The 23,137-nt window shown below is 58.0% G+C and carries 18 protein-coding genes and 1 pseudogene; 3 read left to right on the top strand and 16 right to left on the bottom strand.

The genetic code is table 11. From position 1 onward, the window contains the following. Window positions 1-8: 8 nt before the first annotated feature. The 8 genes from HMPREF1144_RS18225 to queA all read right to left on the bottom strand — a co-directional run bounded on the left by HMPREF1144_RS18225 (window position 9) and on the right by queA (window position 8,114). A complete protein-coding gene (locus HMPREF1144_RS18225) occupies window positions 9-698 on the bottom strand; it encodes a helix-turn-helix transcriptional regulator (protein ID WP_004848200.1) in 690 nt (229 codons plus the stop codon). A gap of 14 nt (window positions 699-712) precedes the next feature. Next, on the bottom strand, window positions 713-1,078 hold the full coding sequence (locus HMPREF1144_RS18230; RefSeq protein ID WP_004848198.1) for a VOC family protein: 366 nt from the start codon (window positions 1,076-1,078) through the stop codon (window positions 713-715). Window positions 1,079-1,142: 64 nt separating this feature from the next. Continuing rightward, window positions 1,143-2,534, bottom strand: a complete 1,392-nt coding sequence (locus HMPREF1144_RS18235; protein ID WP_009653591.1) for a M24 family metallopeptidase — start codon at window positions 2,532-2,534, stop codon at window positions 1,143-1,145. Window positions 2,535-2,650: 116 nt separating this feature from the next. Continuing rightward, a complete protein-coding gene (secF, locus tag HMPREF1144_RS18240) occupies window positions 2,651-3,622 on the bottom strand; it encodes a protein translocase subunit SecF (protein ID WP_004848195.1) in 972 nt (323 codons plus the stop codon). A gap of 10 nt (window positions 3,623-3,632) precedes the next feature. After that, window positions 3,633-5,480, bottom strand: a complete 1,848-nt coding sequence (secD, locus tag HMPREF1144_RS18245; protein WP_071532289.1) for a protein translocase subunit SecD — start codon at window positions 5,478-5,480, stop codon at window positions 3,633-3,635. Between the two features lie 27 nt (window positions 5,481-5,507). Then, complete coding sequence (gene yajC / locus HMPREF1144_RS18250) at window positions 5,508-5,840, bottom strand: preprotein translocase subunit YajC (RefSeq protein ID WP_004099423.1); 333 nt, start codon at window positions 5,838-5,840, stop codon at window positions 5,508-5,510. A 22-nt stretch (window positions 5,841-5,862) separates the two neighbouring features. Beyond that, window positions 5,863-6,990 carry a tRNA guanosine(34) transglycosylase Tgt gene (gene tgt / locus HMPREF1144_RS18255; protein ID WP_004848193.1) on the bottom strand — a complete coding sequence of 376 codons (1,128 nt, stop codon included), beginning with the start codon at window positions 6,988-6,990 and terminating at the stop codon, window positions 5,863-5,865. A gap of 53 nt (window positions 6,991-7,043) precedes the next feature. Then, on the bottom strand, window positions 7,044-8,114 hold the full coding sequence (gene queA / locus HMPREF1144_RS18260) for a tRNA preQ1(34) S-adenosylmethionine ribosyltransferase-isomerase QueA (protein WP_004848191.1): 1,071 nt from the start codon (window positions 8,112-8,114) through the stop codon (window positions 7,044-7,046). 91 nt (window positions 8,115-8,205) lie between these two features. Between queA and acpH the strand changes: the two genes are divergently transcribed. Next, window positions 8,206-8,787: an ACP phosphodiesterase gene (gene acpH / locus HMPREF1144_RS18265; RefSeq protein ID WP_004848188.1), complete on the top strand. Its 582-nt coding sequence runs from the start codon at window positions 8,206-8,208 to the stop codon at window positions 8,785-8,787. A 170-nt stretch (window positions 8,788-8,957) separates the two neighbouring features. Beyond that, window positions 8,958-9,560 (top strand): peroxiredoxin, encoded by a 603-nt coding sequence (locus tag HMPREF1144_RS18270; RefSeq protein ID WP_004099418.1) that lies wholly within the window; start codon window positions 8,958-8,960, stop codon window positions 9,558-9,560. A gap of 47 nt (window positions 9,561-9,607) precedes the next feature. Here the strand turns inward: HMPREF1144_RS18270 and HMPREF1144_RS18275 are convergent, their stop codons facing one another. From HMPREF1144_RS18275 to HMPREF1144_RS18295, 5 genes and pseudogenes are all read right to left on the bottom strand, one after another. After that, window positions 9,608-11,002, bottom strand: coding sequence for a DUF3999 domain-containing protein (locus HMPREF1144_RS18275; RefSeq protein ID WP_009653550.1), 1,395 nt, complete (start codon window positions 11,000-11,002; stop codon window positions 9,608-9,610). Further along, window positions 10,999-13,657: pseudogene (locus HMPREF1144_RS18280) on the bottom strand (DUF2339 domain-containing protein). The gene HMPREF1144_RS18275 and the pseudogene HMPREF1144_RS18280 overlap by 4 nt, the downstream one beginning before the upstream one ends. A gap of 136 nt (window positions 13,658-13,793) precedes the next feature. Next, on the bottom strand, window positions 13,794-15,662 hold the full coding sequence (locus tag HMPREF1144_RS18285) for an amidohydrolase (protein ID WP_004848182.1): 1,869 nt from the start codon (window positions 15,660-15,662) through the stop codon (window positions 13,794-13,796). A 24-nt stretch (window positions 15,663-15,686) separates the two neighbouring features. Beyond that, complete coding sequence (locus HMPREF1144_RS18290) at window positions 15,687-16,232, bottom strand: antibiotic biosynthesis monooxygenase (protein WP_004848181.1); 546 nt, start codon at window positions 16,230-16,232, stop codon at window positions 15,687-15,689. 184 nt (window positions 16,233-16,416) lie between these two features. Then, entirely contained in the window at window positions 16,417-17,058 is a 642-nt protein-coding gene (locus HMPREF1144_RS18295; RefSeq protein WP_004848179.1) for a hydrolase, read from the bottom strand. Window positions 17,059-17,350: 292 nt separating this feature from the next. Between HMPREF1144_RS18295 and HMPREF1144_RS18300 the strand changes: the two genes are divergently transcribed. Beyond that, window positions 17,351-18,253 (top strand): LysR family transcriptional regulator, encoded by a 903-nt coding sequence (locus HMPREF1144_RS18300; protein ID WP_004129645.1) that lies wholly within the window; start codon window positions 17,351-17,353, stop codon window positions 18,251-18,253. On the opposite strand, the gene malZ is transcribed toward HMPREF1144_RS18300, so the two are convergent. The 3 genes from malZ to brnQ form a co-directional block, all read right to left on the bottom strand. Then, complete coding sequence (gene malZ / locus HMPREF1144_RS18305; RefSeq protein WP_009653562.1) at window positions 18,250-20,067, bottom strand: maltodextrin glucosidase; 1,818 nt, start codon at window positions 20,065-20,067, stop codon at window positions 18,250-18,252. The genes HMPREF1144_RS18300 and malZ overlap by 4 nt on opposite strands. 153 nt (window positions 20,068-20,220) lie before the next feature. Further along, complete coding sequence (proY, locus tag HMPREF1144_RS18310) at window positions 20,221-21,591, bottom strand: proline-specific permease ProY (RefSeq protein WP_004848174.1); 1,371 nt, start codon at window positions 21,589-21,591, stop codon at window positions 20,221-20,223. 123 nt (window positions 21,592-21,714) lie between these two features. Beyond that, window positions 21,715-23,034, bottom strand: coding sequence for a branched-chain amino acid transporter carrier protein BrnQ (gene brnQ, locus HMPREF1144_RS18315; RefSeq protein ID WP_004848173.1), 1,320 nt, complete (start codon window positions 23,032-23,034; stop codon window positions 21,715-21,717). Between the last annotated feature and the right edge of the window lie 103 nt (window positions 23,035-23,137).

Raw genomic sequence — 23,137 nt, forward strand, 5'->3', positions numbered from 1 at the left:
CATAAAAACTAATGCTCTTCGCATCTCACCTTACGCAAGAAATCACTCAATGAGCGATCGGCTCGTTCGCTGAAATGACGCCCGGTGGCGGAAATCTCCAGACAGCGGTCGAGGCGAAAACAGCGATAATCTTCCCGCAGTTCGCACCAGGTCACCAGCAGCCAGCGCTCGCCCCAGAAAAAAAGCCCCAGCGGCAGTACGTCACGCTGCGACACGTTTCCCGCTTCATCGCGATAGCGCAGCCCCAGCGCCTGCTGGGCGGAGACTGCCCGATGCACTATATCAAACTGATCTTTACTATAGCCCTGCGCACCAAAGTCCGGCGCGAACACGCGCGACTGCTCAGCCTTACGCCGGCTCTCGGCAGGCAAAATAGCCAGCACTTTTTCCTGCGCCGACTCCAGCGCCTGGGACAGCGAGGCGCCGCCCCAGGTTTGCAGCAGCCGTATAGCGGCTATCAGCGCTTCCGATTCCTGAGTTGTCAGCATCAGCGGCGGTAGGTCATAGCCCGCCAGCAGTCGGTAGCCGCTCCCTGCCTCCCCCTCAACCGGGACGCCGGAGAGCGAGAGGTCGCGAATATCGCGGTAGATGGTGCGCTCTGACACGCCGAGCCGCTCGGCCAGCAGCCCGGCGGTGGTTAATCTCCGCCCGCGCAGGATCTGGACGATTTGAAAAAGGCGGTCGGCGCGTCGGCTCATTTCTGTTGTCTCATTTACGCTGGTTGGTGAAGGCCAATCCGATTACCCTCGCTGTCAATAAACAGGGCAATCGTGCCGATATCGTCCGCCAGCTCAAGGGGGCCAAACACGCAGCTTCCGCCCGCCGAGTTGACGCGATCGAGCGTGGCCGCCAGATTGTCAGTATGCAGATAGATAATACATCCCTGATCGGAGGGCTTAACGTCATCGAACTTTGCCAGCGCGCCGCCGGGAGCCGGATCCTCATGCGGGAAAACGGCCATCTCGATGCAATCCATTTTTTCCCGACGCAGCGTCACCTGCATCACCGGCTCGTAAAACGCCACGGCACGATCCATCTCCGCAACCGGGATCTCAAACCAGTTAATTACGTTGTTCATACATCCTCCTGTCCATTGTTTGGGTTCAGGAGGAGTGTAAGACAGGCCTACTGACAGCATTGTGTCAGTATGGTGCGCACACCAGCGCGCGCTCGGGACTCAGCAGCCACGGACGCAGGTATCCCACGGTACTGGAAAATGGCAGCACCTCTTCAGGAAGCACAATGCCAAGCTGCTCGCCGATGTACAAGCGCCGGGCAACGATACGCTGCCAGAGTTCAGGATAGCGCTGCGCCAGCTCCCGACGCATCGCGCTATCGGCAAGCGCCACGGTATCTTCAATGCTTGCCCCGCCGTAGCCCGGGCGGGAAGGAATGATGTCGATTTGCAGTATCATCCCGCTTTGCAGGCAGGCGGTTGAATGGGGGCCAATGGGCGAACAGAGCCACTCCTCATCCGCGACCAGATGCCCCGGATTCAGGTGCCAGTGATATTCCGCCTTCGGCAACGCTTGCTCTATCAGCGCATACATATCGCCGCCGCGCATGCCGATGCGCAGATTTTCCAGCCAGTTCACCACCGCGTTGAAATAGGGCTTCGCCACAACCTCGAGGTAATCAGCCACCTCGGGCGCCAGTTCGCCCTCATCGGACACCACGTAGGCGGCGCGGCTGCTCAGGCCGCCTTTAAAGCCGGTGGTCAGCGAGAATTTATCTCCGCGCTGAATCACCTTATCGCCCGGATAGAGATTCGCCCAGGTAAAGCGATCGCCGGTAGCGGCAATCATCACCACGCTATTAGGCTGCCCTTCCGCCGCCAGCAGCGCGCCGATTTGCTTTTCCGTTTTACCCGGCGCAACGGCGTTAAGCGCGGTGAGAATCGCGGTGGAAGCCAGATTTGCGCCGTACTCATAGTGCGCCAGCTCGTTGGCATTATTGGTGACTCGCGCTCCGCTTGCCGGGTCGATAAAAATGCCGGTGGCGTTAGTTAATCTTGCCTGCGGGCCGGCGGCCTGGCGAATAGCGTCCACGATAAAGGCAGGCAGATCGAACATCTGCGCGCGGTCATCCGCAGCGCTGGTAAAGAGCTTCCAGCCCGCCAGGCCGATACTTTTTCCCGCGGCGACGCCGGCCTCCTGGAGCAGTTGAGCCAGGGTTTTGCGGGTATCCATCGGCTGATTGGGCAGTGAAAACCACGGGGCGTGAATCACACGGTTTTCCAGCCGGGCATGGCCTGCCAGCTTGAGATTCTCGTTACCCAGAACCAGCACCGCCTCGCCGTCCCGATGCAGCACCAGCAGCGCCTCTTCGAAACGGGGAATAAAGCCGGTGAGATACTCAAAGTTGCCGCCGTGCTCTTTGTCGGCATAGACGATAAGCGTGTCTACGCCGGACTGACGCATATTTGCCAGCACCCTGGACTTGCGCAGCCGCAGCGTGCCGTCGTTAAGCGTAACGGAAGGCACATCGTGCCAGAGCGGGGGTTGAGGAACGGTGGAAAGCGTTACGGCAGCCATCGGCATTTCTCCATGTCATTGCGTGCTGATACGGGAGAGTAACCAAAATCCGGGCGGCTGTAATAAAAAAATCCCGGCCTTGCGACCGGGATTCGTTTTATCGCTACGCGATTGCCTTACGGCAGAATTGACGGCTGATCCGCCCCTTCTTTCTCGACTTTCTGCTGCAGCATGTGCTCGCGCTTCATGCCCAGCTTCAGCGCCAGCGCGGACGCGACGTAGATAGAAGAAGCCGTACCGATAGAGACACCGATCAGCATGGTCAGCGAGAAGCCTTCCAGAATCGGACCGCCGAAGAGGTACAGCATCAGGATAACCATCAAGGTTGTCCCGGAGGTGATCAAGGTACGGTGCAGCGTTTGCGTCAACGACACGTTAAAGATTTCGTACGGCGTACCGCGGCGAATCTTGCGGAAGTTTTCACGAATACGGTCGGATACCACGATACTGTCGTTCAGCGAGTAGCCGATAACCGACATCAACGAGGCCACAATGGTCAGGTCGATCTCGATATGCAGTAGCGACAGCACGCCCATGGTGATCACCACGTCGTGCGCCAGCGCGATAACCACCCCTGCCGCCAGACGCCACTCAAAGCGGAAGCCGACGTAGATCAGGATACACACCAGCGCGGCTATCAGCGCCAGCGCGCCGGTCTGCGCAAGGTCTGCGCCAACGCTCGGCCCCACAAACTCAATACGTTTGACCGTCGCGTTCTGGCTGGTCGAATCGTTAATCACGCTAACGACCTTGCTGCCCAGCTCCTGGCTGCCGTTGGCGTCATGCACCGGCGGCATACGCACCATGATGTCGCGGCTGCTGCCGAAGTTTTGCAGCTGCGGCTCTTCAAAGCCCGCCTTCTGCAGCGACTGACGCACCTGGTCCATATCGACAGGTTTTTCGAGGGTGATCTCAATCACCGTACCGCCGGTGAAATCCAGACCCCAGTTAAACCCGCGCACGCCAATAATAGCGATGGACAAAATCAGCAGAAAACCTGAAATGCCGAAAGCCCAGTAGTCCCAGCGCATAAAGTCCCAGACTTTACGGCCGTGGTTCAATTGTTCAACAGTATATTCCTGTGCCACAACGCACTCCTCAGATAGACAGCTTTTTAACGCGCTTGCCGCCGTACAGCAGGTTCACGATGGCACGGGTGCCGACGATAGCGGTAAACATTGAGGTCGCAATACCGATACCGGTGGTAATCGCAAACCCTTTAATGGCACCGGTACCGACCGCGTACAGGATAATGACTTTGATAAGCGTCGTAATGTTGGCATCAAAGATGGAGCTGAACGCGCCGCGATAACCTTCGTCAATCGCCTGCTGCACGGAGCGCCCGTTGCTCAGCTCTTCTTTAATACGTTCGTTAATCAGAACGTTCGCATCGACCGCCACCGCAAGGGTTAACACGATCCCCGCAATCCCCGGCATGGTCAGCGTCGCCCCCGGAATCAGGGACATAATGCCGACAATCAGCACCAGGTTAGCCACCAGCGCAGAGGTCGCAATCAGGCCGAACTTCTTGTAGAAGAAGATCATAAACAGGATGGAGACCACCAGACCGGCCAGACACGCTTCCAGGCCCTGCTTGATGTTCTGCATACCGAGGGTTGGACCGATGGTCCGTTCTTCAACAATCTGAATCGGCGCAATCAGCGCGCCTGCACGCAGCAGCAGGGAGAGCTGGCGCGCTTCGGTCGGGTTGCTGATGCCGGTAATACGGAAGCTGTTACCCAGACGAGACTGGATGTTGGCGATGTTAATCACCTCTTCCTCTTTCGCCAGAATCGCGCGCCCATTGGCATCTTTCTTCCCGCTGTCTTTGTACTCCACAAACAGGGTCGCCATCGGTTTACCAATGTTGTCCTTGGTGAAGTTAGACATGATGTTGCCGCCAGCGCTATCCAGGGAGATATTAACCTGCGCCTGGTTATACTCATCCATGCTCGACGTCGAGTCGGTGATGTGGTCACCGGTGAGGATGACGCGCTTGTACAGCACAACCGGCTGGCCTTCGCGGGTATATTTCACTTCAGAGTCGCCCGGAACGCGACCGGAGGCCGCCGCGGCGCTATCAACGTTAGTGTTAACCAGACGGAATTCCAGGGTCGCGGTCGCGCCGAGGATCTCTTTCGCACGCGCGGTGTCCTGGATACCCGGCAGTTCAACCACAATACGGTCGGCGCCCTGACGCTGAACCAGAGGTTCGGCAACGCCCAGCTGGTTTACACGATTACGCAGGATATTGATGTTCTGCTGAACGGCATATTCGCGGGCTTCTTTCAGACGGTCGTCGGTCATCACGGCTTTCAGGCCAGTGCTGCCCTGAGTGGAGATAACCAGATCGCGGTGACGAGGGCTAAGGTAGGAGATAGCCTGGTCGCGCGCGGCGCTGTCGCGGAAAGCGATGCTCAGGCCGTAGTTGTCTTCTTTACGCACGGTCGCGTAAGGAATGCCTTTATCACGCAGTTCGCTGCGCAGGCTGTCAATATTTTGTTCCTGCAGTTTGCCCAGCGCGGTATCCATGTCGACTTCCATCAGGAAGTGCACGCCGCCGCGCAAATCAAGACCCAGCTTCATCGGCTCGGCATACAGGGCCGCCAGCCATCGCGGGGTTGCCGGAGCAAGGTTAAGCGCCACGACGTATTTGTCACCCAGCACGCCCATCAGCGCTTCGCGCGCGCGCAGCTGGATATCAGTGGTGTCGAAGCGCGCAAGAATTGCGCCCTCTTCCAGTGCCACAGACTTCGCGGTAATTTTTTCTTCTTGTAGTGTTTTCTGGACCTGGATCAGCGTTTGCTCACTGGCGGCGACGCCGCGCGCGCCAGTGATTTGAACGGCCGGATCCTCACCATACAGGTTGGGAAGCGCATACACTAAGCCGACGACAATGACGACGACCAGCATGACGTACTTCCACAAAGGATAACGGTTTAACACGGCAGTTCCCTTAGGGAAAATGGGTAATTACAGCGCCTTCATGGTGCCTTTCGGCAGAACGGCAGCTACGAAGTCACGTTTGATAACCACTTCAGTGGTATCGTTCAGCGCGATAGCGATGTAGCCACTTTCCGCGACTTTAGTGACGCGCCCAACCAGACCACCGTTGGTCAGTACTTCATCGCCTTTGGCAATGGAGTTCATCAGGTTTTTATGTTCCTTGGTGCGTTTCTGCTGTGGGCGCAGGATCATGAAGTAAAAAATCAGACCAAACACCACCAGCATCAGGATCAGAGACATCGGGCTGCCCTGCGCCGCGCCACCGGTTGCTGCTACCGCATCAGAAATAAAAAAGCTCATTGAAATTCCCTCATTATTAAAATTAGTCAACGTTCAAAGGTGGAACGGTTCGACCCTGACGTTGGTAAAAATCGGTCACGAAGCTCTCTAATTTACCCTCTTCAATAGCCTTGCGTAAACCAGCCATTAAGCGCTGATAGTATCGCAGGTTATGAATGGTATTGAGTCGCGCGCCCAATATTTCGTTGCAACGATCAAGATGATGCAAGTAAGCGCGTGAATAGTTGCGACAGGTGTAGCAATCACATTCTGCATCCAGCGGCGAAGTATCGCTCTTGTGCTTCGCGTTGCGGATTTTCACCACGCCGTCGGTGACGAACAGGTGGCCGTTGCGCGCATTGCGCGTCGGCATGACGCAGTCGAACATATCGATCCCGCGACGCACCCCTTCAACCAGATCTTCCGGCTTACCGACGCCCATCAGGTATCGCGGCTTGTCGGTCGGGATCTGCGGGCAGACGTGCTCCAGAATACGGTGCATATCTTCCTTCGGCTCGCCGACAGCCAAACCGCCGACAGCGTAGCCATCAAAGCCAATCTCTACCAGACCTTTAACAGAGATATCACGTAAATCTTCGTAAACGCTGCCCTGAATGATGCCAAACAGCGCGTTTTTGTTGCCCAGACCGTCAAAACGGTCGCGGCTGCGCTTCGCCCAGCGCAGGGACATTTCCATTGAGCGCTTAGCGTAATCCCAGTCCGCCGGATACGGCGTACATTCGTCGAAGATCATCACGATATCGGAACCGAGATCGTACTGAATCTCCATGGATTTTTCCGGATCGAGAAAAATCGGATCGCCGTTGATCGGGTTGCGGAAGTGCACGCCCTGCTCGGTGATTTTGCGAATATCGCCGAGGCTGAAGACCTGGAAGCCGCCTGAGTCGGTGAGGATCGGTCCTTTCCACTGCATAAAGTCGTGCAGGTCGCCGTGCAGCTTCATAATTTCCTGGCCCGGACGCAGCCACAGGTGGAAGGTATTGCCGAGGATGATTTGCGCGCCGGTCGCTTCAACTTCCTCCGGCGTCATTCCTTTTACGGTACCGTAGGTGCCGACCGGCATAAAGGCTGGCGTTTCAACGACGCCGCGCTCAAACACAAGACGGCCGCGACGCGCGCGACCATCGGTAGTATCTAACTCAAATTTCATTATCACTCCTGCGTCAGAAAAACAGTCTGACGTTAAACACGCGCATCGCGGACTTATTCCCCGACACGTTCAAAAATAGCCTGCGGATTGTACGTGATAAACATCGCGTCCCCGTAGCTAAAAAAGCGATATTTTTGTTCTACCGCAGCCTTATAGGCGTTCATGGTGTGCTGATAGCCGGCAAATGCGGAAACCAGCATAATCAGCGTGGATTCAGGCAGATGGAAGTTGGTCACCAGCGCATCAATGACTTTGTACTGATAGCCCGGGTAGATGAAAATCTGCGTATCGCCGAAGAAAGGCTCGATCAGGTCGTTTTTCGCCGCCTGCGCCGCGCTTTCCAGCGAACGCACAGAGGTCGTCCCGACCGCAATCACCCGGCTGCCGCGCGCTTTTGCCGCCAGCACCGCATCGACCACCTCCTGCGGCACTTCCGCATATTCAGAGTGCATAATGTGCTCTTCAATGCTGTCTACGCGTACCGGCTGGAAGGTCCCCGCTCCGACGTGTAGCGTAACAAACGCCATCTCAACGCCTTTTTCGCGCAGCTTCGCCAGCAGCGGCTCGTCAAAGTGCAGGCCGGCGGTTGGCGCCGCAACGGCGCCCGGTTTTTCGCTATACACGGTCTGATACAGCTCGCGGTCGGCCTCTTCGTCCGGACGCTCAATGTACGGCGGCAGCGGCATATGGCCGATAGCGTTGAGAATATCCAGTACGCTGCGCGCGTCGTCGAACGCCACTTCAAACAGCGCGTCGTGGCGTGCAACCATGGTCGCTTTAATGCTCTCATCGTCGCCAAGCAGCAGCTCGGCGCCGGGTTTCGGCGCTTTAGACGCGCGAATATGTGCCAGAATACGTTTATCATCGAGCATACGCTCGACCAGTACCTCAATCTTGCCACCGCTGGCTTTACGGCCAAACAGGCGGGCCGGGATCACGCGGGTATTATTAAAAACCAGCAGGTCGCCTGGGTTGAGCTTGTCGAGTAAATCGGTGAAAGTACCGTGCGTCAGCGCGCCCGTCGGCCCGTCTAATGACAGCAAGCGGCAGCTGCTGCGCTCGGGCATGGGATAGTGGGCAATCAGGGATTCGGGTAATTCAAAGGAGAAATCGGCGACGCGCATGGCATATACTCATGACTTAAAAACAGGCGGCTTAGTCTAGTGCTCACACCTCTTCGCTGCAACAACTAGCCGTATCCGGATAACGAATCGCATGAATTTTCTCGCACACCTGCACCTCGCCCATCTCGCTGACAGCTCCCTTTCCGGTAATTTACTGGCCGATTTCGTTCGCGGCGACCCTGCCGGCGAGTGGCCCGCTGACGTCGTGGAAGGCATTTTTATGCACCGCCGGATCGATGTACTGACGGATAACCTGCCCGAAGTCACCGAAGCCAAAGGGTGGTTTCGTCCCGAAACGCGCCGGGTCGCGCCGATTACGCTGGATGTGATGTGGGACCATTTCTTGTCACGCCACTGGACGCAGCTGTCGCCCGAACTGCCGCTGCCGGAGTTTGTCCGCTACGCCCACGCCCAGGTCACGTTTATTTTGCCCGATTCTCCGCCGCGTTTTGTCAATCTCAACGAATACCTGTGGTCAGAGCGCTGGCTTGAGCGCTATCGGGATATGGCGTTTATTCAGCGCGTGCTGAACGGGATGGCCAGCCGCCGTCCGCGACTGGACGCCCTGCGCGACTCCTGGCAGGATCTGGATACCCACTACGACCGGCTGGAGGAGCAGTTCTGGCGCTTCTACCCGCAGATGATGGCGCAGGCGAAAAAACGCGAACTGTAAAAGATTGCGCTTTTTTCAGAAAACGCTATTCTGAAAAGCGCTTTTAAATAACGATTGATAGGCAAAAACTATCTCATCGATTGTCAGCGTCACGTTGAGTTCCTCCGCGCCGCTCCCTATACTTGCCCGCGTTGCGTTCCAATTAACCTTAGTATTAACAGGAGAATCATATGGTTCTGGTTACTCGTCAGGCTCCGGACTTCACCGCGGCAGCGGTTTTAGGTAACGGCGAAATCGTTGAGAAATTCAATTTCAAACAGCACACCAGCGGTAAAGCCACCGTTCTGTTCTTCTGGCCGATGGACTTCACCTTCGTTTGCCCGTCTGAACTGATCGCTTTTGACAAGCGCTACGAAGAATTCCAGAAACGCGGCGTAGAAGTGGTTGGCGTTTCTTTTGACTCCGAGTTCGTCCACAACGCATGGCGTAACACCCCGGTAGACCAGGGCGGCATCGGCCCGGTTAAATACGCCATGGTTGCTGACATCAAACGCGAAATCCAGAAAGCGTACGGTATTGAGCACCCGGACGAAGGCGTTGCCCTGCGTGGTTCCTTCCTGATCGACGCCAACGGCGTTGTTCGTCACCAGGTGGTTAACGACCTGCCGCTGGGCCGTAACATCGACGAAATGCTGCGTATGGTTGACGCGCTGCAGTTCCACGAAGAGCACGGCGAAGTTTGCCCGGCGCAGTGGGAAAAAGGAAAAGAAGGTATGGCCGCTTCTCCGGAAGGCGTCGCTAAATATCTGACCGAGAACGTATCCAGCCTGTAATTGGCGTACGTTCGGCAAAAGGCTCGCAGATGCGAGCCTTTTTTGTTTTATACGGAGCCGCTTTTTTTCACTTCGCGCCAGATGCGCCACGCCATCAGCGCCAGCACCAGGACGCCCACTATTAGCGCTCCCCATACCAGCAGCGTTTTCCAGCTGCTTTGCTGCTCGGTAGCCGACGTCGCCGTCAACCGCGCTTCGCCGCCCAGCATGACGTCTTCTTGCGCGACCGCCAGAGGGAGATCATTCACAGACTGCGTCTTACGCAGCGACGGCGGGATCAGCATGTCCAGGGCGACATCTGCCTTTAGCGCCGCCCGGTTTCCCCAGGCCAGCATATAAGGCCCTTTTCCCTGGGTATTAAAGACCAGCTGGTATTTATCGCGCGCGCCGCTTATCGCGGGCAGCGACGTCGGTAATCTGGCGTTAATCGTTGTGATCCGCACCGCTTCAACCGGCTGGCCTGAAAGTTGAATATCCTCCGAACGCTTGCCGTCCAGTCGATAAAGCACGGTTTTGGTCAGCGGCTGCCAGGCTTCTTTTTCGCCGCTGCGCCAGGAGAGCGCGACCGGCAGAACCCCTTCGCTGGCCATCGATATCCTGAGCGAAGTCAGCGGCTGAGGCCGGGCCCAGCGCCAAACGGCTTCCTCATCTGAAATCTTGTTCGCCTGCGCATCAAGCTCAATGCGCGTAGACTCGGGCTCTCTGCGTTCGGCCAGGGCCGTCACGCTATTTAACGCCGGCGCCTTGCTTTGCGCATCGAGGATCAGCAGCAGATAACGATTCCCGTCCGCGGAGAGCGTCAGGTCAGCGCTAATGGTGTCCATTTTCAAACGATCGCTATCGCGCGCCAGATCCATAAGAGGCGCATCCTCCTGAACAGAGCGCCAGTACTTCAAATCGCGGCTGGAATACAGCGACGCTTTCCCCTGCCAGTTAGCCGCCAACGATTCCCAGTTCAGCCGCAGCTGAGCCAGCGCGAAAGCGTCCGTCTTATCCGCCGGCAGCGTCAGTAAATAGCTCTGCCCGAGCGCTCTGGCATCATCGGTTTCCAGATGAATTTCGATCCCCGTTGTTGAACGCAGGACCAGCGATTCTCCGCCGCGTCGCCCCTCTTCGCGCGGCGGAACCGGCGACATCTGCAGAGGGAAAAGCCGCAGCGTCATCGCTTCAGGCGTAACGGGTTGCGCCTTCTGCACCTGCAGCGCGAACGGTACGCTCTCTCCCTGATGGTTAAATACCCGCACATCGCGCAGGTCAGGCCACGCCGTCCCCTGATAGAGCAGCGGGGAAAGCTCGACGCGATACCAGGGCGACGCGCCGGTGGTTTCCAGCATCACCCCCTGCATATAGTCCAGTGGTTTTTCTCGCGCTTCATCGCCGCTGACAGCCGCGCCCGTCACGCCCAGCAGCACGCCGCATAACACCGCTTTCATCCATTTCATTTTTCTTCTCCTGCTTTGGGCGGTAACGGGGAAAAATACCCAACGATCAACACCAAAATAGCCACGCCGATAAACGCGACAGCGCGCGCCAGCCCGCCGCCGCGCGCGCTGTCCACCAGCATGAGTTTCACAATGACAACGCCTAACAACGCCGCGCCGCACAGCCATTCGCGGCGGGAGTGTCGCCGCGTCGCGCGCAGCATGACCGCCAGTGCCGCCAGCGTCCAGACCAGCGCGAAAGTGGTCTGAATTAAGCGCGAATGCCACAGCGCCTCTATATTCCAGGCCACCTCGCCGTACCAGGCCAGGGCGCGCAGCAGCAGGCCATTCAGCCACCAGAAGCCGAGCGCCAGCAGCGCAACCGCGGGCCAGGGGTGGCATACCGATAGCTGCAGCGGAAAATAACGCCGCGAAACGCGACAAAATATCGTCAACCCAAGCAGCGCAAAAGCGGCGCCCTCTTCCAGCGGGTTAATCAATGGCAAATAGGTCTGACCGTAGACCGTGCCATCCTGCAAGTTCGTCAGCGTTAGCAGACATCCCAGCGCAACCACCACCGGTATCATGGCCTGAGAGGCATACATCCCAGGCCATACCCGGAATGGCCATATTTGCCGATGAACGGCTTCCGAGACGAGGAAAATCAGCATCCCGCCCGCCGCCATCATTAATCCGCTCGCCCAGGCCGACATGCCCCACGGCAAATCCCGGGTAAACCAAAACAGCTCCATCGCCAGCGCCAGCAACACCATCCAGAACAGCGACAGGTGGGCGAGCCTGTTTATGCGCGGCGGGAGCGAAGACCCATCACGCCAGAGCAGCGCCACCGCCGCGGGCAGCGCCGCGCACCAGGCCAGATTTTTGCCAGCCAGCAGCGAAAATCTGCTGCCGGGATAGCTGGTAACACAGCGCAATCAGCATCATTGGCCACAACAACCATTTGCTGGCATCCAGCTCTTGCCAGACTAAACGCGCAGCGACCGTGCGCCAGCACCATACCGACGCGGCCAGCGTCGCCAGCACGCCAAATATAATCTGCGAGTCTTTACTCAACGCCAGCTGCGATGCGCCAACCAGCGCCACCACCCAGAACAACAGCCCGCCGATAAGCAGCCCGCCACTGGCCTGTATCCGAATGGTTCGCCACAGCCAGGCGGCAACCAGCCAGCTAAGGCTGAGTACAGCGAAAATCAGCAGCAAAGAGAGCGGCGTGGCGTCATTTGCCTGCGCCCAGAGCGCACTGCCAACCGCCAGCACGAGCAACCCCGTACCGCTGTAGCTCATACGCCGCTGCTGCTGCTGCACGCCCAGCCAGAGGATCCCAAGCCCCTCCAGCGACCAGGCCATCGCGGTCCAGCGAGCCGAAAGCGCAAGGGGAATAGCGAGGGTGGTAAATGCGCCGCCGAGCGCCAGCGCCGCCAGCACCAGCGGCTTCCCTAAAGAGGGGTAGCGACGCAGTGCCAGCCAGGCTAAAGCCAGATAGAAGCCACCGTAGCCCAGCGCGCTGAGCGCCGGACCGTATGCCATGTGCCGGGTAATCGCGTACTGCATACCAAAGCCGACCAGCGGCGGTGCAAACAGCAGAACACCGTCAATAATCTGCTTACCCTTTTCCTGCGCCCGCAGCGACAGCGCCACGCTTAACACGCCAAAAATAATCGTATTGGCGATTAAGAACAGCTGGCAGCTCAGGTAATACTCTGGCCGATAATCATTCAGCCCCCACAGGCCACCGACGCCAAAGGTAAACAGCAGGCCAAGCAGATTAAGCTCCCGCCAGTGCTGGCGGATGCTGATGGCAAGAATGCCCACCGACAGCAGAAGATAGAATGAGAACAACGCCACATGACTGCCGCCGCCGGTAGAGAGCAGCAGCGGCGCAAGATAACCGCCAAGACTCGCCAACATGGCCAGACTGAGCGCTTTTTGCACAATCGCCAGTCCTACGCTCGCCGCGCAAATCACCACCAGCAGCGCAAACGCCAGGGTCATCGGCAGCATCTGCCACAGGCGAAAGGCGCCAAAAACGGTGAGATAGAGCGCCCCCGTTGCCCCACCCTGTAAGATCAGAGCGTACATCGGTTGCTTATGCCGCAATCGCCATCCGACAGCCAGCAGGACAATGGCGAACAACGACGCCGCGATCAGACGTAACTCGAGGGGGAACAGCGCGTGCTCCACGGTATAGCGCAGCAGAAAGGAGAGGCCAAGAAACAGCAGCAGGATCCCGAGCTTCGCCAGCGGGTTGCCCTGCATGAACCAGCCTGTCAGTGACGATATCATTCCGCCAAACGCAGAAGGCGGCTCGCTTTCGGGAGGTGATTTTGCCGTTGGCTCTGGCTGCGGTTGCGGCGTTGGCTGCGCGCGCCACGGATCGATGGCTTCAGCCACCGGCTCCGGTCGCGGCTCACTGGGCTCCGCCGTCATCGCGTCAGCCGCGATAGCGGCCGCTGACGTTGTCGGCACGACGGCGGTGGCCTCTGCCGCAGGCGCCTGCGCAACACCGCGCAGCTCAAGCTCCTCAACCCGACGCTGCAAAGCCGCCAGTTCCACACGGACCGCCGCGCTGCGCCTGAGTGCGGCAATCGCCACGAGCGGCCCAACCACCAGCCCGCAGAATAAAATCACAGCGCCAAAGATCAGTAGATCATCCATGTTCTCACCTTCACTGTTTGAAGAGGGAGCAGAATGACACACATTGTCTTACCAGCGCTATCCGAGAAAATGAAAAAGGCCAATGAGGGCGTTGATGCTCTCATTGGCCTACCGGTACTAATAAGCGCCCGTCGCGCTAAAAAGCAAAGCAGGAGCAGCCGAGTACGCCCCAGAACGCCTGCTCATCGGCAACCGGAATCGCCGATTTGCGCGCAATATCATGCTGATGCCCGTGTACGCCGCAGCTGCCGCAGCACTGGTGCATCTGAACTATCGCGCCGATTTTCGCGGCCGTCGGCGGCGCGGAACGGTAATGGCCCGGAACTTTCACCACCGGCGACCACTCGGGCAGCACCGGAATGGGCGGCGGCGCCAGCGGCGAAAAGTGTCCCGCTGCGTACACCACCTTGCCGTCCACCACCGTCAGCACCGACTCGATCCCCTTAATTTCCTCTTCCGCGACGCTGAAATAGTCTTTCGATAGCACCACCAGGTCAGCAAGCTGGCCTTGCTCAATGCGCCCTTTCTTGCCCTGCTCGCTGGAAAACCACGCGCTTCCCGCCGTCCACAGCTCCAGCGCCACGTCGCGCGGCAGGCGGTTGCTGTCGTCGTACATCGCCATCCCACCAACGGTACGCCCTGATACCAGCCAGTAAAGCGCGGTCCACGGATTGTAGCTCGCCACGCGGGTGGCATCCGTCCCCAGACCCACCGGAACCTCCAGCTCGAGCATTTTCGCGACCGGCGGCGTATGTTTGACCGCATCTTTACCGTAGCGGTCAACAAAATATTCGCCCTGGAAAGCCATACGGTGCTGCACGGCAATGCCGCCGCCCAGCGCTTTAACGCGTTCGATATTGCGCTCGGTGATAGTTTCCGCATGATCGAAGAACCAGTGCAGCCCGTTGAACGGAATATCGCGATTCACTTTCTCGAAGACATCGAGCATCCGGCTGATGGATTCATCATAGGTGGCATGCAGGCGGAACGGCCAGCGGTGTTCAACCAGATGGCGCACCACCCGCTCCAGTTCATCTTCCATCCCTTCCGGCAGATCCGGACGCGGCTGGAGGAAGTCTTCGAAATCCGCCGCCGAGAAAACCAGCATCTCCCCGGCGCCGTTGGCGCGGTAAAAATCGGTGCCCTGTCCCGGCTTGAGCATATCGGTCCAGCGCTCAAAATCTTCCAGCTCCTGCTTAGGCCGCTGGGTAAACAGGTTATAGGCGATACGTACGGTCATCTGCCCTTTGGCGTGCAGCTGTTCAATAATTTCATAATCTTCCGGGTAGTTCTGGAAACCGCCCCCGGCATCAATAGCGCTGGTCAGCCCCAGACGATTAAGCTCGCGCATAAACTGTCGCGTTGAGTTGACCTGAAGTTCCAGCGGCAGCTTCGGCCCTTTGGCCAGCGTCGAGTAGAGGATCATCGCATTGGGTTTGGCGATCAGCATCCCGGTCGGGTTGCCGTTACCGTCGCGAACGATCTCGCCGCCCGCCGGATCCGGGGTCTCTTTGGTGTAGCCCACCGCCTTCAGCGCCGCGCGGTTTAGCAATGCGCGATCGTACAGATGCAGGACAAATACCGGCGTATCCGGCGCCGCATCGTTAAGCTCTTCCAGCGTCGGCATCCGCCGTTCAGCGAACTGGAATTCGCTCCAGCCGCCGACCACCCGCACCCACTGCGGCGACGGCGTACGGTCGGCCTGATCTTTTAGCATCCGCAGCGCGTCCGCCAGCGAGGGAACCCCCTCCCAGCGAAGCTCCAGATTGTAGTTCAGACCGCCGCGGATCAAGTGCAGATGGGAGTCGTTCAGGCCGGGGATCACCGTATGGCCTTTAAGATCGATAATTTGCGTCCCGTCCGCGGCAAAGCTCATGATCCGATCGTGGCTACCGGCGGCGAGAATTTTACCGTCAGCGATCGCCACCGCATCGGCCAGGGGATGTTGACGATCGAGAGTATGAACCCGACCGTGGGTCAGGATCAGTGTGGCAGTTTGCGACATAACGCACTCCTTCAGGAGGCTGGCTCAGTTTTTCTTTAACCAGCCAGCAAACAGACGGGTCACGATGGGCATCCATAACCAGACCACCAGCGCGACCACACAGGCATCATTGATCAGATGCAGCAACAGGCTTCCCTTCAGCGAGGGCAACAGTATTCCGGTTATTGACGGCACCAGATTCGTACTGGGGAAAATCACCAGCAGGGTGATTAAAAATTGCTTCCAGCGTCGCGGCTGGCGCACGTTCGCCGCGGGCGGCGTAAACCAGAAAGCCGGTTCAGTCCGGACTTCGGTACGATCGCCTTCGCTTAGCAGCGGCGCGATTTCCGCCACCAGCTGGCGACGGGTCTCAGACTGGGTCCAGGCATAAAGATGCTCAATGGTGTCGAAGCGAATAATCACGCTCCATAAATTCTGCCCGGGGGCCGGACGAATGACGTTTGCGCCAAGATGGCCGGGAAACTCTGCCGCAATCGGCATAATTTTGCCCAGCCACGCTTCATACCGCTGGCCATGCTCCGGGTCGAGCACATGGCTGATCACCAGGGTCACCGATTTCTGTTGCGCCATTAAGAGTTCCTTGCTTCAGGGAATGGCGGGTTGTCCGCCGCCATTCGCTATACATGACCATACACAAAATCATTCACGCTGCGTCGAGGCGGCAAGGTTGTTCGTCCCCGGGAGCTGACATGAGTCAGTGACCGGGGCGGGCAAACGAAGCCAACAAAGAGGCAGCTTGAAGGATGAAGTGTATTTAAGCTTTACGCTCTGGCGCGCCGTGCACCATGGTATAAGCGTAATCCACGCCCATCCCGTAGGCACCGCTGTGTTCGCGCACCAGGTCCATCACCGCGTCATAGGTCTCTTTACGCGACCAGTCGCGCTGGTACTCAAGCAGCACCTGCTGCCAGGTCACCGGCACCGCGCCGGCCTGCACCATACGGTCAATTGAGCGTTCGTGGGCATCAACCGAGGTGCCGCCGGAGGTATCGGTCACCACGTAAACTTCATAGCCTGCGTCCAGCGCCATCAGCGCCGGGAAGGTCAGGCAGACTTCCGTCCACAGTGCGGAAATAATCAGTTTCTTGCGTCCGGTCGCCTTTACCGCTTCAACAAAAGCCGCGTCTTCCCAGGAGTTCATCGAGGTACGTTCAATAGGTTTCACATCAGGATGCACGGCCAGCAGTTCCGGCCAGATATAACCGCTGAAGCTTTTAGTTTCTACGGAAGTATAAATCACCGGAACATTAAAAATTTTGCCCGCTTTGGCTAATGCCACCGTATTATTTTTCAGGGTCTGACGGTCAATATTGGCCACGCCAAAAGACATTTGCGGCTGGTGGTCAATAAAAATAAGCGCTGAGTTTGAGGGATCGATCAGTTCACGAATAGACATAACATATCCTGTTAATCAATGAGTTAAAAAGATACTACCGTTTCCGTTGTGCTGTCTGGATCCTGACTGATAAAGCATGATGAGTATAGTCAGTAATTTCTAACGAGTTATTAAAGATTTTTTTCTGATTTATTTCAAAAGCGAAAAGTTATGGTTATTCAATTAACCATTACAAGATGCGCGAAATTATGTTTATCAAATTTTTACGGTTAACCGTTCTAAATTATTCACTGGAATTGAACAGGATGCTCCGGTAAAACGGGGGCACTCTTTTTTTACCGGAAGCTGACGCATGCGCCTGAACCTTGATGTCCTGTTGATTCTCGACGCGCTGGACAAACATGGCTCTTTTGCCACCGCCGCAGAATCGCTATTTAAAACTCCTGCCGCGTTGAGCTACATGATTCAAAAGCTGGAAAACGATCTGAATATCACCCTGCTGGATCGCTCCGGACACCGGGCGAAATTTACCGATACCGGCAGAATGATGCTGGAGAAAGGCCGATTGCTGCTGAATGCCGCCAAAGATCTGGAAAAGCAGGCGGTACAGCTCAGCGCCGGTTGGGAACGGGATCTGGCTATCGCCCTGGATGACTCTTTCCCGTTTAGCGCGCTGCTGCCGCTGATCGACGCGTTCTACGCCCAGCACCCGCAAACCCGCCTTAACTTTACCCACCATACCCTTGCGGGCTCGTGGGAAGAGCTCACCCACAACGGCGCAGATATTATTCTCGGGGCTATCAATGAACCGCCGACCTCCGCCGAATGGTCGTGGAAAATGCTCGGCGCCATGGACAATATTTTCGTCATCGCGCCGGGGCATCCGCTGGCGGAAACAACCCAACCGCTGACCAACAAGCAGCTCAGCCTGCATCGCGCGGTGGTTATCAGCGACAGCGCCCGCTACTGCCATCCGCTCAACAGCAACCTGCTCGACGAGCAGCCGCAAATCCGCGTCGATGATTTCGCCAGTAAAGTCGAACTCTTGCGCGCCGGGCTGGGCTGCGGCTTTTTACCGCGCCATATTGCCCGGCCGTGGCTGGAAAAAGGCGAGCTGGTCGAAAAGGCCGTCATCTCCTGCCGCGAGAAAGATATCACCTATATGGCCTGGCGCAGCGGCAACGACGGGCTGGCCCAGCGCTGGTGGCGCGAGGCCATTTTGCAAAGTGAAAGCCTGGGCCAGCTCTACGACTAGCGGCTAAACCAGACGCTGGCGGAGATCGCCGGTAGCGTCAGCACGCCGTCGTGTAGCGCCCCGGCGCCCTCTTTCAGCTGCCAGCCGTTAACGTCGAGCAGCGGCGAATTCTCCACCACCACCTCGCAGGCTTCGCCGCGGTTGATCGCCACCAGCACGCGCTGCTGTTTATAGACGCGCACGAACACCACCACGTTATCTTCGGCATAAATCACCTGACAGCCGCCGTAGCGCAGCGCCTGATTGGCCTTACGCAGCTTGCTCATCCGCTTGTACAGTTCGAGCAGAGCGCTATCCTGCAAAGCCGGATCCCACGGGAACGGCTTACGGCAGAACGGATCGTTATTGCCGTCCACGCCCACTTCATCGCCGTAGTAAATGCACGGCACGCCCGGCCAGCTAAATAGCCACACCACCGCCAGCGGCAGGCGCGCGACATCTTTACCCAGCAGAGACTTAAAGCGCGCGGTATCGTGGCTATCGAGCTGGTTAAACATCCTCAGCTGCTGCTGGTGCGACAGTCCGGCGCGATAGTTATCCATCCACGCCATACAGGTCTGCGCATCGATTTTCTGCGGATCGTAGGAGATATCGGTGTTCGCGAGAAAGCCCCACAGCGGAAAGGTAAAGCCGCGGTAGTTCATCGCCGAGTCTTCAACGTCGGCCTGTAGCCACTGGCGCGCGTCGCCGAAATGCTCACCGAACACGAAAGCGTCCGGCCGCTCCAGCTTCGCCGCCTGGGTAATGCCGGCGATATGGCGCAGGTTATTGCGCGCTCCGCCCTCTTCGCCCAGCATATGCACCACGTCCAGGCGCCAGCCGTCCATGCTCCATGGCGCTTTCAGCCAGTGGCGCACGATACTATCTTCCCCGCCATAGATTTCATCGATCAGCGTCGACGACCGGTAGTCCAGCTTCGGCAGGCTGGCGTATCCCAGCCAGTCGTGGGCAACGCCCTCGGGGGAAAAATTATACCAGTCGCGCCACGGCGAATCGGCGTTATGGCAGGCGCCGCCGCTACCGCGCTGGTGGCGGTCGAACCAGGCATGCGAATCGCCGCTATGGTTGAACACGCCATCGAGGATCAGACGCATCCCCTCTTTTTGCGTGTTGTGACGCAGGCGCAGCAGCGCCGCATCGCCGCCAAACTGCGGATCAACGCGGCGGTAATCCTCGGTATCATATTTATGCACGCTGGGGGCGACAAACACCGGGTTGAGATACAGCGCCGTGACGCCAAGCTGCTTCAGATACAGCAGCTTCTCGCTGATACCATCAAGATCGCCGCCGTAAAAGGTGGAGCCACCCGCCTCGGCGGTTAGCGGTTCATCCCACGCTTTACGCACAATATCGTGACCGGCGGCGTGGTGGTAGTAAGTCACATCCTGCTCCGCTTCGCGGGACTGGCTGCGGGCAAAACGGTCAGGGAAAATTTGATAAAACACCTGATCGGCCACCCACTGCGGTCCGCTGTCCGGCAGATCGACCGCAAACTGCTCCAGCCTCGCCGGCGGAAAGCGGTTGAACCCCTGCGGCGTGAACCACAGCTGGCGATCGGCCCACAGCAGCTTGAAGCTGTAACGCCGACGCGGCTGCCCATTGACGAGGCTGATTTCCCCGCGCCACGCCACCACGCCCGGATGCGGCTCCTGCCGCAGGCGGTGCATCGGCAGCGACAGCTCTTCGTTATCCTCTTCCGCGCGCAGCGTGACCCGCGGCGGCAGATCGTCGCCGCTTAACCATAGCGTAATAATCAGTCGTTCCTGCTGTTCCTTAATAAACGGAGCAACCGGGAGGTGCCATGCCTTCAACATCATTATTCCTCTCTTTGCAGAATGGGCACACCTTGCCACAGCGTACTGGCGTATGACTCATCATCGGCAGAATTATTGGGGGAGGATGGCGGGGGTGGAGGGATAGCTTGCCGGATAGCCCGTGCGTATCCGGCAAGAAGAGAACGAAAATGACTAGGCTTTCGCCAGTTTTCGCTCGCGGCGAGTTTTAAACTGCCAGCCAATCAGCAGCAGGAGAATCCACGCAAAGCCAACGTACAGCGAGATGCGGGTATCAGGATGGTAGCCGATCAGACCGATAATAAAGACCAGGAACAGCAGGCCAATCACCGTGGTCGCGACCCCGCCAGGCACCCTGAACTTCAGCGCCTTTGCCTCTTCCGGCGGCAGGCGGCGACGGAAGGCGATCTGCGACAGCAGGATCATAATCCACACCCAGACGGTGGCGAAGGTCGCCAGCGAGGCGATCACCAGGAAGACGTTCTCCGGCATAATGTAGTTAAGATAGACCGCGAACAGCAGGGCAATCGTCATCACCGTCACCGTCACCCACGGCACCCCGCGACGGGAGGTTTTCGCGAACATCTTTGGCGCGCTGCCCTGTTCCGCCATGCCGTGCAGCATACGCCCCACGCCAAAGACGTCGGAGTTAATCGCCGACAGCGAAGCGGTCAGCACCACAAAGTTCAGGATGCTGGCGGCAAAGGTGATGCCGAGATGCTGGAAGGTCAGTACGAACGGGCTGCCGTTGGTCCCCACCTGGTTCCACGGATAGATAGACATAATCACAAACAGCGTCCCGACGTAAAACACCAGGATACGCATCGGCACCGAGTTAATGGCGCGCGGAATGGATTTCTCCGGATCTTTCGCTTCGCCGGCGGTGATACCGATGATTTCGATCCCACCATAGGCGAACATTACCATCTGCAGCGACATCACCATCCCCAGCCAGCCGTTGCTGAAGAAACCGCCGTTACTCCAGAGGTTGTGGATACCCGTCGGCTGCCCGCCGTTGCCAATACCCCAGATGATGATGCCGAAACCGGCGAGGATCATGATGATAATCGTGGCGACTTTGAAGAAGGAGAACCAGAACTCCAGCTCGCCGAAGACCTTCACGCTCATCAGGTTGACGGCGCAGATAATCAGCACCACGCTGAGTACCCAGATCCAGTGCGGTACCGCCGGGAACCAGACGCCCATATAGATACCGAAGGCCGTGACGTCGGCGATGGCGACAATCAGAATTTCGAAACAGTAGGTCCAGCCGGTGATATAGCCCGCCAGCGGGCCAAGATAATCCTGCGCGTAGCGCGAGAATGAACTGGCGGCCGGGTTATGCACCGACATCTCGCCCAGCGCGCGCATAATAATGTAGGCCGCGACGCCGCCGATAATATAAGCCAACAGAACGCTCGGACCCGCCATTTTAATCGCGTCAGCCGAACCATAGAAAAGGCCGGTACCGATTGCCGACCCCAGCGCCATAAAGCGAATATGCCGGGTACTTAGCCCGCGCTTAAGCTTGTTACTACTTTCCATCGTGTTCCATGCCGTTTTTCTCCTCTGGCCTTCGCGGGGGCAAAGAACAAAGGAGGGTGACCAAAAAAACAAAAAACCACGGGACCTGAAGTCCCGTGGTTAAACACCTGTGTAAAGCGTTGGTTAGTGCGCGCTGGATGTCACCTGACGTCCCGCTGCGCGATCCCAGATAACCGCCAGCACCACCATAACGGCGGTTGGCATCAGCCAGGCCAGGCCCTGCTCCGCCAGCGGCAGACGCGCGGTCCAGGCCGGCATAATATCTGCAAACGCCGACGCTTTAATGCCGTCAATGATACCAAACATCAGGCTGATAAACATTGCCGGGGCGATAACGCGGGACGAATTATGCCACCAACCGCGGGTAAAGCTTAATACAACCAGTGCGATACACGGCGGATAGATAGCCGTCAGCACCGGAATCGAAATCTGAATCAGGTGGCTCAGGCCGAGGTTGGAGACCGCCATCGAAAACAGGCCGAGGATAAACACCAGCGTACGGTAGGAGAACGGCAGGTACTGGGCAAAGAACTCCGCGCAGGCGCAGGTCAGGCCCACCGCCGTCACCAGACAGGCGATAAAGATCAGCGCCGCCAGCAGGAAGCTTCCCGCGCCGCCAAAGGTGTGCTGGACGTAAGCATGCAGAATCGCCGCGCCGTTAGCGGACTGCTCCACCAGCGCGCCGCTATCGGAACCTAAACGGAACAGCGCCAGGTACAGCAGCGTCAGGCCCACGCCGGCCATCAGGCCAGCCCAGACGGTGTAGCGGGTCAGCAGGCGGGCTTCGCTCACCCCGCGAGAACGCGCAGCGTTGACAATCACGATACCGAAGACCATTGCCCCGAGGGTGTCCATGGTCAGATAGCCGTTGACGAAGCCGTTAGAGAACGGCGCGGTACGGTAGGCTTCCATCGCGTGGCTCAGCGGACCGGCAGGCCAGACGATTGCCGCCACGGCGAGAATAATCAGGGCGATAATTTTCAGCGGCGCGAGGAAATTCCCCACGGTGTCCAGCAGCTTGCCCGGATAGAGCGAAACGAGGATCACCAGCGCAAAATAGATAACGCTATAAATCAGCAGCGGCAGCGGACCGTCGCCGGTCAGCGGCGCAATCCCCACTTCAAAAGAGACGGTCGCGGTACGCGGGGTCGCGAACAGCGGCCCAACGGCCAGGTAGCAGACGACCGCCAGCAGGATACCGGCGACTTTACCAATCGGCGTGCTCAGGCTCTCTACGCCGCCGCCGACCTTAGCCAGCGCCACGACCGTTAGCACCGGCAGACCCACAGCGGTAATCAGAAAGCCAATAGCCGCGGTCCAGACGTGCTCGCCGGCCTGTAAGCCAACCATCGGAGGAAAGATAATATTGCCTGCGCCGACGAACAGCGCGAAGGTCATAAAGCCCAACGCAATGATGTCGCGAGATTTTAACTGATGGGTCATAAATTCATTACAGCCTGTGGATGTGGTGTTGTAAAAACGGATTAATACCGCGCCTTTCCCCTGGGGATGATACAGCGGCCATTGTCAGTAAACTCAGCGGGAT

Source organism: Klebsiella sp. OBRC7, from assembly GCF_000293135.1.
In the GTDB taxonomy this organism is placed as follows: domain Bacteria; phylum Pseudomonadota; class Gammaproteobacteria; order Enterobacterales; family Enterobacteriaceae; genus Klebsiella; species Klebsiella michiganensis.